Genomic DNA, 12,567 nt, shown 5'->3' with positions numbered 1-12,567 from the left:
CCGCGGGGAGCGGCCGGCCGGCCGGCGGGAACGACCCGGCGCCCGTCGCAGCCCGTACGGAAAGCCCGGCCGCCGACGGAGCGGAGCTCGCATCGGCCGTACGGCGGATCCGCGCGGACCTTGCCAGCGGCGTGAGCGCACGCGACCGCATCCTCGCGGCTTTGGCTCCCCGTTCCCTCTTCGGCGGACGCCTCACCGCGGCCTCCGTCTCCTGATCCCCCGGCTCCCTCTCCCTCTCCCCTCTCCACTTTCCGGCGAAACCCCCTCTGGGCGCCGAAACCCCCTCTCACACACGCATCTGCGAGGGGGTTTCGTCGCCGGAAGGGGGTCTCGGCGAACTGCGGGTCAGGCCGCGTGGGCGGAGCAGGGGACCGCGACGCAGGCGGGGCAGACCACGAACTGACGACGGCACGACGCATCGGGGCAGTTCGCGGTGCGATTCGTCGCCGCACCGCACCCGGCGCACTCGCCGATCACCGCCGCATGGTCGCTGAAGTCGACGGACCCCCGCCCGTCGAACACGTAGAGGGATCCCTCCCACAGCCCGTCGTCGCCGAATCGCTCGCCGTACCGGACGATGCCGCCGTCGAGCTGATAGACCTCGCCGAAGCCGCGCGAGCGCATGAGCCCCGACAGCACCTCGCACCGGATCCCTCCGGTGCAGTAGGTCACGACCGGACGCCCCTTGAGGTCGTCGAACGCGCCCGAGTCGAGCAGCCCCACGAAGTCCCGCGTCGTCTCGGCGTCCGGGACGACCGCGCCCCGGAACCGCCCGATCTGCGCCTCCAGCGCGTTGCGGCCGTCGAAGAACACCACCTCCTCGCCGCGCTCCGCGACGAGCTCGTGCAGCGCCTCGGGCGTCAGGCGGGCTCCCCCGCCGACGACCCCGCGCTCGTCCACCCGGAGCTCGCCCGGTGCGCCGAACGACACGATCTCGTCGCGGACCTTGACGCTGAGCTTCGGGAAGTCCGCGCTGTAGCCGTCGGCGTCCACCGCGGTGCCCTCGCTCCACTTGACGTCCGCGTCGCGGAAGGGCGCGTAGGACCGGAAGGAGCGCAGCCAGCGCTTGACGGCCGGCAGGTCGCCGCCGAGGGTGCCGTTGATGCCGTCCGGGGAGATGAGGATGCGGCCGCGCAGGTGCAGGGCATCGCACAGGTCGCGCTGCCACAGCCGGATCGCCTCGGGGTCGGCCAGCGGGGTGAACGCGTAGAAGAGCACGATCTTCGGGGTGGCCATCGAGCGATTCTCCCAAACGACGCGACCCGCTGTCGAAACGGGACCCACCGCCGTCCCCGGCCCCCGCCGACGCAGGAGACCCCGCGTACGCGGCGCGCACGCGGGGTCTCCGGGCTTCCGGGCGGGTCGGGCTCCGTCGACCGCCGCACCCGGAATGGTGGTGCTGAGCGTGGGACTCAGCGGTATCTGCCGAGCTGGGGGTCTCAGCAGAACGCGGTCGCCGCCGCCCAGGCCGCCGGGACCTCGGCCTGGCCCTCGCGGGTGACCGTGGCCTCGATCAGGCCGTAGGAACGGTCGGAGGCGAAGAACACCTCGTTCGGGTTGTCCAGGCCGAAGGGGGCCAGATCGACGACGAAGTGGTGCTTGTTCGGCATCGAGAACCGGATCTCCGCGATCTCCGGGTGCGCGGCCAGCGCCGCGCGCCCCATGTCGAACAGGGTCGTCTGCAGCGCGGCCGAGTAACGGCGCGTGAACTCCTCGAGGAGGATGCGCTTGACGTCCTCGTACACCGCGGTGAAGTCGAGGTCACGCGTACCCGGGACGTAGCGCCACCGCGCCTTGACATCCGTGGCGAGGATGCGGTCGGTGGTCTCCGGCAGCGTCGTGTAGCGGTCGCGCGGGTAGCCCTCGAACCCGGACCCGGTGGTCTTCAGGACCGTGAGGCCCTTGAGCCCGCCGAACACGTGACGCTCGTCCCCGTCGGCGAAGACGAAGGCGGTGCGGGTCTCCTGCCCCTTGCGGACGAAGGAGTGGTCGTGCCCCTCGCCGTCGACGAGGATCCGCTCCCAGGCGTAGCTCTCGGCCTCCCAGCGGCCGCCGGTGACCCAGTCGAACTCGCCGGTGAAGTGGTCCGACAGGCGAAGCAGGAAGGCCTCCGGAGACCCGACGCCGTCGCGGGCGAAGGCGAAGACGGTGTTCTTCTGCGTGTCCGTCGCCACGACGTGGCTGTTGTCGCCGGCGAGGTGGGCCCCGGCGAAGTCGCCGTGCAGCTGCGAGGTGACGTTGAGGTCCTCGATCTCGTGACGGTCGGTGTCGCGGGTGACCTTGACGACGCGGACCTCGGCCTTGCCGTACTGGTTCGGCCCGAGGACGATGCCGTCGGCGGCGCTGTCGGCGGGGGCGGTCGCGGTGGTGATCAGGGTGTCGGTCATGATGATTCAGCTTCCTCGGTACGTCGAATAGGCGAACGGGCTCAGCAGCAGCGGCACGTGGTAGTGCCGCTCCTCGTCGTCGACGACGAAGGTGAGCAGAGCCTCGGGATAGAAGGTGGGGATGCCGCGCGCGGCGAAGTACGCGCCGGTGTCGAAGCGGAGGCGGTAGGTGCCGGCCGGCAGGCGCTCGGGACCGAGCTGCTTGGCCCGCCCGTCCTGGTCCGTGACCGCGTCGGCCACGGACTGCCACTCGCCGTCGCGCAGGGCGGTGAGCTGCACGGCGACGCCCGGGGCGGGAAGGCCCTGGACGGCGTCGAGCACGTGGGTCGTGATGTGGGACACGGCGGTCATGCGGCGACCACTCCCTTCAATCGGAGCAGCGCGATCTCCCGCAGCTGCTGGGCGACGATGACCGCCTCGGCGTCGTCGTCGTTGGCCAGGCGCTCCCTCAGCGCGGCGAGGATCTCGTCCGCGCTGCGGCCCGCGGCGCGGATCAGGAAGACCCGGCCGAAGCGCTCCTCGTAGGCGAGGTTGCCCTCGCGCAGCGCCTCCTGGACCGCCTCGGAGGTGTCGACCCCCGACTGCTCGGACCGGGACAGCGCCGCTTCCGCGCCCTCGCCCTTCGGGCGCTCCCCGATGCGGGGATGATGCACGAAGGCCGCCTCGATCTCCTCCGCCGTGAACGGGTCGGCGGCCACGGCCGCCTCCGCCACGAGGGACTCGACCGAGTCGTAGGGGCGATGATCGACGAGGTGCTCGCACCAGCGCGTCACGTCGACGCACGGTCGGAGAGCGGCGATCGCGACGGAGCGATCGGCTCTGTTGAACTCCTCAAGCAACATTGCTCGAACTGCTTTCTCTTTCATGCTGGCATCCACGGTGTACGGAAATACGATCCCGAGGATCCTGCTCTCGGTTTCGTATCGTGGAACTGTTATTTCAGCATGCGACAACTCTAACCCGACTCGACCTCGAAGACAAGACTTTCGTGCGTCGCCTCCCCCACGCAATCGAGTGGTCAGTTTCTGTGGGTTTCGGCGCCGCGAACCCACAGAAACTGACCACTCGAGAGGAGGATGCCGACGTCAGACGCCGAGAGCCTCGCGGAGGCGAGCGACGTGCCCCTCGGCGGACACCTCATACTCGGCGGACTGCACGCGGCCCTCCGCGTCGATCACGAAGGTCGAGCGCAGCAGACCGTCGAACGTGTTCCCGTTGATCGTCTTCGGGCCCCACGCGCCCCAGGCCTTGGCGGTGGCGGCGTCCTCGTCGCTCAGCAGCGGGAAGCTCAGATGCTCGGCCGCGGCGAATTCCGCGAGCTTCGCGACCGGATCGGGCGAGATGCCCAGCACCGCGTAGCCCGATCCCTGGAACGAGGCGAGGTTGTCGCGGAAATCGCAGGCCTCGGTCGTGCAGCCGGGCGTGAAGGCGGCCGGATAGAAGTACACGATCACCGGCGTGCCGCGCAGGTCCGACAGACGCCGCACGCGCCCCTCGGCGTCCGGCAGTGCGAAGTCCGGCGCCGGCTGACCGGCCTCGAGTCGTTCGGCAGTGGTCATGTTCCGTCCTCTCTCATCCTGCGGTGATCCGGCGACGCCGTCCTCGGCCCCGCCGTGTCGGGGATCCGGTCAGGACCGGATGATCCCCGCGGCCTCGGCGCCGATGCGGCGTCCGACCTCCTCGAGGAGCCGCCGGGCACCGGCCATGCTCTTGTCGGGGTCCGGCTCGAGCTCACTGAGAGCGTAGACCCGGGAGAAGCCGGCCGAGGCCGCCTGATCGGCATCGAGCGTGGTCCGGCCGCACACCGCGACGACAGGGATGCCCGCCGCACGCGCGGCGGCCGCGACGCCGAGCGGCGTCTTGCCGCCCAGGCTCTGGTCGTCGAGGCTCCCCTCCCCCGTCACGACGAGGTCGGCGCCGACGAGATGCTCGGAGAGGCCGGTCAACCGCTGCACGACCTCGACGCCGGGCTGCCGCTGCGCGCCGAGCACGGCGAGCGCCGCGTACCCGACCCCTCCCGCGGCTCCCGCGCCCGCCGCCTCGGACGATGCGCGGACGCCCGGCTGCTGCTCCAGCAGTCCGGCGAAGCGCGCCATCGCGGCGTCCAGCACGGCGACGTCGTCGCCCGCGGCGCCCTTCTGCGGTCCGAAGACCGCCGACGCCCCGCGCTCGCCGAGCAGCGGATTGTCCACGTCGCTGGCGAGCACCACGCGCGTCCGCTCCACGCGAGGATCCAGCCCGGTCACGTCCACGACGTCGACCGCGGCGAGGCTCCCCCCGCCGCCGGAGACCTCACGCCCTGCCGCATCCCGCACGCTCACCCCGAGCGCCTGGAGCATCCCCGCGCCGGCATCGGTGTTCGCGCTGCCGCCGACCGCAAGGACGAGGAACGTGCAGCCCCGGTCGAGGGCGGCGAGGATCAGCTCGCCGGTGCCCCGGCTCGTCGCGCCGAGCGGGTCCTTGACACCGCCCGGGAGCAGCTCCAGTCCGCTCGCCGCGGCCATCTCGATGACCGCCTGCTCGCCCCGCACGGCGAAGCGCGCCTCGACGGGCCTGCCGGTGGGGCCGGTGACCGTGACGCGGACCTCCTCGAACCCGGCGGCGAGGGCGGCGTCCACCGTCCCCTCGCCGCCGTCGGCCACGGGGACCGCGTCCACCACGGTCCCCGGCGCGGACTGCGCGATCCCCTCGGCGAGCGCGGCGGCCACCTCCGGTCCCGTCGCGGAGCCCTTGAATTTGTCCGAGGCGATGAGGATGCGCATGGGCGTGCCCCGTCCGCTCTCAGTCGAGAAGGGCGTAGACGGCCTCGGGCGCGTCCTCGGGCACCGACGCGAGGTCCTCGAACTCCGTCATGGTGTCGAGGTCGGCCCCCATGGCGATGTTGGTCACGCGCTCGAGGATCACCTCGACGACCACCGGCACCTGGAACTCGTCCCGCAGGCGCTGCGCCTCGGCGAAGCCGGCGGCGAGGTCCTCGGGACGCTCCACGCGCAGGGCCTTGCAGCCCAAGCCCTCGGCGACCTTGACGTGGTCCACCCCGTAGCCCTCGGCCACGCTGGACGAGTCCTTCGGCGTGTTGACGTTGTCGAAGGCCAGCGAGACCTCGTAGTCCATCTCGAAACCGCGCTGCGACTGACGGATCAGACCCAGGTAGCTGTTGTTCACCACGACGTGGATGTAGGGCAGCTTGTGCTGCGCGCCCACGGCGAGCTCCTCGATCATGAACTGGAAGTCGTAGTCGCCCGAGAGCGCGACGACCTGCTCGCCGGGCTTGCCGCGCACGACGCCGAGGGCTGCGGGGCCGGTCCAGCCCAGCGGGCCCGCCTGCCCGGCGTTGATCCACTTGCGGGGGCCATAGGCGTGCAGCAGCTGCGCGCCGGCGATCTGCGACAGGCCGATCGTGGTGACGTAGGTGGTGTCGCGGTCGAACGCCGAGAGCATCTCCTGGTACACGCGGTGCGGCTTCATCGGCACGTCGTCGAAGTTCGTCTTGCGCAGCAGGCGCGCCTTGCGGTCGCGGCACTCCTGCGCCCAGCCGTTGTAGTCGGGCAGCTCGGCGACGCGGTCGCGGGCGGCCGCGAGCAGGGCGTCGATGAACGCGCCCGCGTCCGAGACCACGCCGTAGTCGGGTGCGAAGACGCGGCCGATCTGCGTCGGCTCGATGTCGACGTGCACGAACGTGCGGCCCTTGCGGTACGTGTCCAGCCCGCCGGTGTGGCGGTTGGCCCAGCGGTTGCCGATGCCGAGCACGAAGTCGGACTCGAGGAAGCTCGCGTTGCCGTAGCGCTGCGAGGTCTGGATGCCGACCAGCCCCGCGGCGAGCGGGTGGTCGTCGGCGATCGCGCCCCAGCCCATCAGGGTCGGGAACACGGGCACACCCAGGGTCTCGGCGAGCTCGACGAGCGTGGCGGACGCGCCCGAGTTCACGACGCCGCCACCGGCGATGATCGCCGGGTGCTCGGCCGCGACGAGCATGTCGAGCACCTTCTCGGCCTGCGCCCGGGTGGCGACGGGCTTCGCCACGGGCAGCGGCTCGTAGGTGTCGATGTCGAACTCGATCTCGGTCATCTGCACGTCGAACGGCAGGTCGATCAGCACCGGGCCGGGGCGGCCGGAGCGCATGACCTGGAAGGCCGTCTGGAAGACGCCGGGGACCTGGGCGCCCTCGAGCACGGTCTTGGCGAACTTCGTCACCGGCTTCGCGATCGACGCGATGTCGACGGCCTGGAAGTCCTCCTTGTCGAGCTTCGCGACCGGCGCCTGGCCCGTGATGCACAGCATCGGGATGGAGTCGGCGATCGCGGCGTACAGGCCGGTGATCATGTCGGTGCCGGCCGGCCCCGAGGTGCCGATGCACACGCCGATCCGGCCGTCGCCGGTGCGGCTGTAGCCGTCGGCCATGTGCGAGGCGCCCTCGACGTGGCGGGCGAGCGTGTGCCGGATGCCGCCGTGGGCGCGCATCGCGGAGTAGAGGGGGTTGATCGCAGCCCCGGGCAGGCCGAACGCCTCGTCGGCGCCCTCCTTGACGAGGATCTGCACGATGGCGTCCACTGCGCGCATACGGGTCATGGGAGTTTCCTTAGATGTGTGTACCGGTCGGTGACGGTCGTTGAGCGAGCGAAGCGAGTCGAAACGCGGTCCCGGGTGGGGCGTTTCGTCTCGTCGCTTCGCTCCTCGCTCAACGAACGGAAGTACGGTCCGGCCGTTGAGCGAGCGAAGCGAGTCGAAACGTCCGAGCTCAGCGGCCGGAGAGCTCGGTGGTGAGCTTGAAGAGCCCGGAGTGGTCGAGTCCGCCGTCGCCGCGGGCGACGAGGGCGTTCACGAGCTGTGCGACCGCGGCGCCCAGCGGGACGGTGACCCCGGCCTGGCGCGCAGCGGCGGTGACGATGCCCAGATCCTTGTTGTGGAGGGCGAGACGGAAGCCGGGGGCGAAGTCGCGATCGAGCATCTTCCTCCCCTTCTGATCGAGGACCTTGGAGCCCGCGAGGCCGCCGCCGAGGACGGTCAGCGCGGCGTCGGTGTCGACGCCGAAGGCCTCCAGGAACGTGATCGCCTCGGCGAGCGCCTGGATGTTGACGGCCACGATCAGCTGATTGGCCGCCTTGACGGTCTGGCCGGCGCCGGACGGCCCGACGTGCACGATCGTCTTGCCGATCGCGTTCAGCACGGGCTCGGCCTTCGCGAAGTCCTCGGCGCTGCCGCCGACCATGATCGAGAGCACCCCGTCGATCGCGCCCTGCTCGCCGCCGGAGACGGGGGCGTCGACGACGCCGAGCCCGGCGGCGACGGCCTCCTCGGCCAGCGTCTTGGCGACGTCGGGACGGATGGAGGAGTTGTCGATCCAGAGGGCGCCGGCCTTGGCGTTCGCGAAGACGCCGTCCTCGCCGCGCACGACCCCCTCGACGTCCGGGGAGTCGGGCACCATGGTGATGACGACGTCCGCGTCCGCGACGGCCTCGGCGATGCCGGACGCGCCCGTGCCGCCGGCCTCGACGAGGGCGTCGATCGGCTCCTGGCTCCGGTTGTACCCGGTGACGTCGTAGCCGGCCTTGACGAGGTTCTTGGCCATGGGCAGACCCATGATGCCGAGGCCGATGATGGCGATGCTGGTCATGTCGGTGTCCTTTGCTGCGTCGGTGTCTGGGCGGATCAGCGGGCGGCGGCGCCCGCGCGGATCCAGTCGAAGGCGCTCTCCTGCGGAGCCTTGTACTCCAGGCCGATGGGCCCGGCGTAGCCGAGCTCGCGGCTGCGGGCGATCCAGTCGTCCAGCGGAGCGCTCCCGCTGCCGGGGGCGCCACGGCCCGGCGCGTCGGCGATCTGGATGTGGGCGAAGCCGCCCGCGTGGGCCTCGATGACCGCGGGCACGTCGTCGCCGTTGACGGCCAGGTGGTAGAAGTCGGCCAGCAGCCCCAGGTTCGACTCGCCCTGCTCGCTCCGCACGCGCTCGATCACGCCGAGGGCATCCGCGGCGGTGCGCAGCGGATAGCGGTCGGCGCCGCTGACCGGCTCCACGAGCACGGTGCCGCCGATCGGAGCGACCGCCCGGGCCGCGAGCGCCAGGTTCTCCACGGCGAGGTCGTCCTGCGCGGCGGGGTCCTCGCCGTCCACACGGTTGCCGTACAGCGCGTTGAACCCCTTCGTGCCGAGAGCGTCGCCGATCCCGGCGACGACCGCGAGGTTGTCCCGGAACTCCGCCGAGCGGGCGGGCCAGGAGACGAGGCCGCGGTCGCCGGCGGGCATGTCGCCCGCGAAGAAGTTCAGCCCGGTCAGCTGCACGCCCGCGTCGCGGATCGCGGAGACGAACGCGTCGACGTCGGCGTCCGCCGGGACGGCCGTGGCGAAGGGCCACCAGAACTCGACCGCGTCGAAGCCGGCCGCCTTGGCCGCCGCCGGCCGCTCGAGCAGCGGCAGCTCCGTGAGGAGGATCGAGCAGTTCACGGTGTACGTCATCGTCGAGGTCCCTTCATCGCCCTGACTTCCACTATTCGGAAGAGAACTTTTACTAGACGAAAGCTTACGGAGTCACCCGCCCGCCGTCAAGGGTCGGCCGCGCCTCCCGCCGCCACGGCCGCCCGCCGCCGTGCCACCCCGCGCCCGGGGCTGGCGGCCAGCCTCGGCGGGAACGACGAAGCCGTCGGGGTCCCGGAGGCTCCGGGACCCCGACGGCTCGGGGCGCATCGACTCAGGTGAGCGCGATCTGGCGGTTCATGTCCTTGTAGAGCAGGTAGCGGAAGTCCTCCGGGCCGCCCGCGTAGCAGGCCTGCGGGCAGAAGGCACGCAACAGCATGTAGTCGCCGGCCTCCACCTCGACCCAGTCGTCGTTGAGGCGGTACACGGCCTTTCCCTGGAGCACGAACAGGCCGTGCTCCATGACGTGCGTCTCCGCGAACGGGATGGAGCCCCCGGGCTTGAAGGTGACGATGTTCACCTGCATGTCGTGCGCGATGTCGCTCGAGTCGGTGAAGCGCGTCGTGGCCCACGCGTCGGTCCCCACCATCGGCACCGGCTCGACGTCCTGGTCGCGCGTGACGAAGGACGCGGGCGCCGGCACGCCGTCGAGGTACTCGTAGGCCTTGCGGATCCAGTGGAAGCTCGTGAGCTCCTCGCCCTCGTTGGCCAGCGACCAGTCGGCGCCCGGGGCGAGGAACGCGTACCCGCCGGGCTCGAGGACGTGGCGTTCGCCCTCCAGCGTCAGGGTGAGGGATCCGGCGGTCACGAACACCACGCCCTCGACCCCCGCCTCCGCCTCGGGCTTCGCCGCACCGCCGCCGGGGGCGATCTCCACGATGAGCTGCGAGAACGTCGTGGCCGAGCTCGGCGTCGGGCGCGCGATGATCCACGCGCGCGTGTTCGTGAAGCCCGGGAGGGTGCTGGTGACGATGTCGCGCAGCACGCCCTTCGGGATGACGGTGTAGGCGAGCTTCACGATCGCGCGGTCGGTCAGCAGAGCCGTCTGCGGGGGCAGCCCGCCGGCCGGGGTGTAGTACGTGTACGTCATCGGTCCTCCTTGTCGGACAGGGCGAGCTTCGGGTGCGCGAGGCGGATCAGGGCCTCGCGCGAGGACCCGGCGGCGCCCTGCACCTCGTCCTCGGTGATCGCCCCGCACTCCACGCCGCGGACGACGAAGCGGGCGAGCGCGCGGGCCGTGGCCGGCTCGTCCATGATCGCCTCGTCCCCGCCGTGCAGGTAGTTGCGCAGCCGTGCGGCCGCCGACGCGAACCCCTCCCGGTAGAAGGCGTAGGTCGCGAGGTACCGCGTCGGCAGCTGGGCCGCGTGCAGGTCCCACCCCTGGTAGTAGCCGCGCTCCAGCGAGCGCCGGACGAGGCGGGCGTGCAGGCGCCAGGCCTCGCGCACGTGGTCGGGGTCCCCCACCGGGATGACGTTGGTGGACCCGTCGGACAGCCGGATGCCGGTCTCGGCGACCGCGACCTGCATCACCTGCTTGGCGTAGTCCGCCGCCGGATGCTCCATCGACTGGTACGCCGCCGCGATCTGCAGGGAGGCGCTGTAGTCGTAGGTGCCGTAGTGCAGGGCGGTGATGCGGCCGGGTGCCCGGTGCAGCAGGGCGGCGACCGGCACGGTCCCGTCCGCCGCCAAGATGAGCTGGGGCGTCTCCATCTGCACCTCGAACCGGAGACGGCCCGGAGCCAGCCCCAGCCGCTCCTCGAACGCCTCGCACAGCGCGACCATCGCCTCGACCTGGGCGACGGTGGTGACCTTCGGCAGGGTCAGCACGAGGCCGTCCGGGAGCCCGCCGTTCGCGACGAGCGTGGTGAGGAACAGATCGAGGGTGCGGATGCCGCGGCGCCGCGTCGGCGCCTCCAAGCACTTGAACCGGGTCCCGATGAACGGCGGTGCGGTGCCCGCGGCGACCGCCTCGGCCACGCGCTCGGCGGCGAGGACCGCGTCCGCGTCCTCCTCGTCGTCCGGCCGCGCGCCGTAGCCGTCCTCGAAGTCCAGCCGCAGGTCCTCGACGGGCTCGCGGCGGAGCTTGGCGTCCACGAGTGGCGCGAGATCCTCGGCGAGGTGCCCGAGACCCACCGCGTCGGCGAGCGCCGCGGTGCCCCCGAAGGACCGCACGGCCGCGACGGCGTCCGCGCCGAGAGCGTCGGCGAGGCCCGGCCGGAACCGGTCCGCCGGGACGTAGAGGGTGTGCACGGGCTGGCGCGTGCCGTCGTCGCCCGGGTAGGCGGTGCGCAGCAACGCGTCGGTGTCGGCCAGACGCGCGTCGATCTCCGCGAGGTCCTGCTCGTTCAGCGTCGCGGCCATCAGCTCACCAGCTCGTATGCGGCGGTCGTGAGGAAGTCGACGTACTCGTCCTCCAGGCAGAGGTCGCGGACGAGACGGGCGGCCGGTTCGTAGAACTCCGCGAACGCCGCCTCGTCGACCTCGCCGCGCAGGCGGTCGACCTCCTCGGCGAGGAGCTCCTCGACCAGGGCCGGGGTCACCACGCGACCGGTGTCCGCGAGCGTCGTCCCCACCCGGACCTGCTGCCAGATCTGGGAGCGGGAGATCTCGGCCGTCGCCGCATCCTCCATCAGGTTGTGGATCGCGACGGCACCGTTCCCGGACAGCCACACGGCGGTGTAGGCGACCGCGACATACAGGTTCGTCCGGAGCCCCGCCTCGGTGGCCTCGCCGCCCGCCGACGCGACGTCGAGGAGCTGATCCGCGGTGACCGAGACGTCCTCCCGGAGCCGGTCGAGCTGGTTCGGACGGTCGCCGAGCACGGCATCGAACACCTCGCGGCAGACCGGGACGAGATCCGGGTGTGCGACCCAGGACCCGTCGAACCCGTCGTCCGCCTCGCGCGTCTTGTCCGCGCGCACCTTGGCGATCGCCGCCTCCGTGACGTGCGGGTCCCGCCGGTTCGGGATGAACGCGGCCATCCCGCCCATCGCGAAGGCGCCGCGGCGGTGACAGGTGCGGACCAGGAGCTCGGTGTAGGCGCGCATGAACGGCGCCGTCATCGCCACGCTCGCCCGGTCCGGCAGGACGAACCGCTCCCCCGCGTCGCGGAAGTACTTGATGACGCTGAAGAGGTAGTCCCAGCGACCCGCGTTCAGGCCCGACGCGTGATCGCGCAGCTCGTAGAGCATCTCCTCCATCTGGAACGCCGCCGGGATGGTCTCGATGAGCATGGTGGCACGCACCGTGCCGTACGGGATCCCGAGCTGCTCCTGCGCGAAGGCGAACACATCGTTCCACAGCCGCGCCTCGAGGCGGCTCTCCATCTTCGGGAGGTAGTAGAACGGTCCCTGTCCGGAAGCCGACAGCACGGACGCGTTGTGGAAGAAGTGCAGACCGAAGTCCACGAGCGCCCCCACGGCGGGAACGCCGTCGATCGTGATGTGGCGCTCGTCCATGTGCCATCCGCGCGGGCGGACGACGATGACCGCGAGCGGCGCGTCCTCGCGCAGGCGGTACTCCTTGCCCTCCGGCGAGGTGTGCGCGAGGGCGCCTCGCGCCGCGTCGCGCAGGACCACCTGCGCGTCGACGACGTTGTGCCAGTGCGGGGTGCTCGCGTCCTCGAGGTCGGCGAGCCAGACCTTCGCCCCGGAGTTGAGCGCGTTGATGGCCATCTTGGCGGGCGTCGCGGGGCCGGTGATCTCCACGCGGCGGTCGCGCAGGGCCTCGGGCGCCTCGGCCACGCGCCAGTCGCCGGAGCGGATCACGGCCG

13 protein-coding genes are annotated in these 12,567 nt (G+C 71.6%); 1 reads left to right on the top strand and 12 read right to left on the bottom strand.

The window, feature by feature from the left end:
- Window positions 1-215 (top strand): hypothetical protein (locus MR1_RS20445; RefSeq protein WP_217996241.1); only part of this gene is annotated, 215 nt, incomplete at its 5' end.
- A 130-nt stretch (window positions 216-345) separates the two neighbouring features.
- On the opposite strand, the gene trhO is transcribed toward MR1_RS20445, so the two are convergent.
- The 12 genes from trhO to aceB all read right to left on the bottom strand — a co-directional run.
- Entirely contained in the window at window positions 346-1,236 is an 891-nt protein-coding gene (trhO, locus tag MR1_RS16520) for an oxygen-dependent tRNA uridine(34) hydroxylase TrhO (protein WP_067249493.1), read from the bottom strand.
- Between the two features lie 203 nt (window positions 1,237-1,439).
- Complete coding sequence (pucL, locus tag MR1_RS16515; protein ID WP_067249491.1) at window positions 1,440-2,387, bottom strand: factor-independent urate hydroxylase; 948 nt, start codon at window positions 2,385-2,387, stop codon at window positions 1,440-1,442.
- A gap of 6 nt (window positions 2,388-2,393) precedes the next feature.
- A complete protein-coding gene (uraH, locus tag MR1_RS16510; protein WP_067249488.1) occupies window positions 2,394-2,738 on the bottom strand; it encodes a hydroxyisourate hydrolase in 345 nt (114 codons plus the stop codon).
- Entirely contained in the window at window positions 2,735-3,229 is a 495-nt protein-coding gene (uraD, locus tag MR1_RS16505) for a 2-oxo-4-hydroxy-4-carboxy-5-ureidoimidazoline decarboxylase (protein ID WP_067249484.1), read from the bottom strand. The genes uraH and uraD overlap by 4 nt, the downstream gene beginning before the upstream one ends.
- A 243-nt stretch (window positions 3,230-3,472) precedes the next feature.
- Complete coding sequence (bcp, locus tag MR1_RS16500) at window positions 3,473-3,946, bottom strand: thioredoxin-dependent thiol peroxidase (RefSeq protein WP_067249481.1); 474 nt, start codon at window positions 3,944-3,946, stop codon at window positions 3,473-3,475.
- A 69-nt stretch (window positions 3,947-4,015) separates the two neighbouring features.
- The gene (locus MR1_RS16495; RefSeq protein ID WP_067249478.1) at window positions 4,016-5,149 is read right to left on the bottom strand and encodes a glycerate kinase; all 1,134 of its coding nucleotides are present in this window, start codon (window positions 5,147-5,149) and stop codon (window positions 4,016-4,018) included.
- 19 nt (window positions 5,150-5,168) lie between these two features.
- Complete coding sequence (gcl, locus tag MR1_RS16490) at window positions 5,169-6,956, bottom strand: glyoxylate carboligase (RefSeq protein ID WP_067249475.1); 1,788 nt, start codon at window positions 6,954-6,956, stop codon at window positions 5,169-5,171.
- A 169-nt stretch (window positions 6,957-7,125) separates the two neighbouring features.
- Entirely contained in the window at window positions 7,126-8,037 is a 912-nt protein-coding gene (locus MR1_RS16485; protein WP_255218181.1) for a 2-hydroxy-3-oxopropionate reductase, read from the bottom strand.
- Window positions 8,037-8,837, bottom strand: coding sequence for a hydroxypyruvate isomerase family protein (locus tag MR1_RS16480; RefSeq protein ID WP_067249467.1), 801 nt, complete (start codon window positions 8,835-8,837; stop codon window positions 8,037-8,039). Before MR1_RS16480 ends, MR1_RS16485 begins: the two co-directional genes overlap by 1 nt.
- 232 nt (window positions 8,838-9,069) lie before the next feature.
- Window positions 9,070-9,885, bottom strand: a complete 816-nt coding sequence (locus MR1_RS16475) for a bifunctional allantoicase/(S)-ureidoglycine aminohydrolase (RefSeq protein ID WP_067249464.1) — start codon at window positions 9,883-9,885, stop codon at window positions 9,070-9,072.
- Window positions 9,882-11,156, bottom strand: coding sequence for a DUF6986 family protein (locus tag MR1_RS16470; RefSeq protein WP_067249460.1), 1,275 nt, complete (start codon window positions 11,154-11,156; stop codon window positions 9,882-9,884). Before MR1_RS16470 ends, MR1_RS16475 begins: the two co-directional genes overlap by 4 nt.
- Window positions 11,156-12,567, bottom strand: a 1,412-nt coding sequence (gene aceB, locus MR1_RS16465) for a malate synthase A (RefSeq protein ID WP_067249455.1), incomplete at its 5' end; no start/stop codon positions are given. The genes MR1_RS16470 and aceB, both read right to left, overlap by 1 nt.

The organism is Microbacterium resistens NBRC 103078, assembly GCF_001552355.1.
In the GTDB taxonomy this organism is placed as follows: Bacteria; Actinomycetota; Actinomycetes; order Actinomycetales; family Microbacteriaceae; genus Microbacterium; species Microbacterium resistens.
The sequence above is the reverse complement of the archived record's forward strand: the minus strand, read 5'-3'. Positions and strand labels throughout refer to the sequence as shown.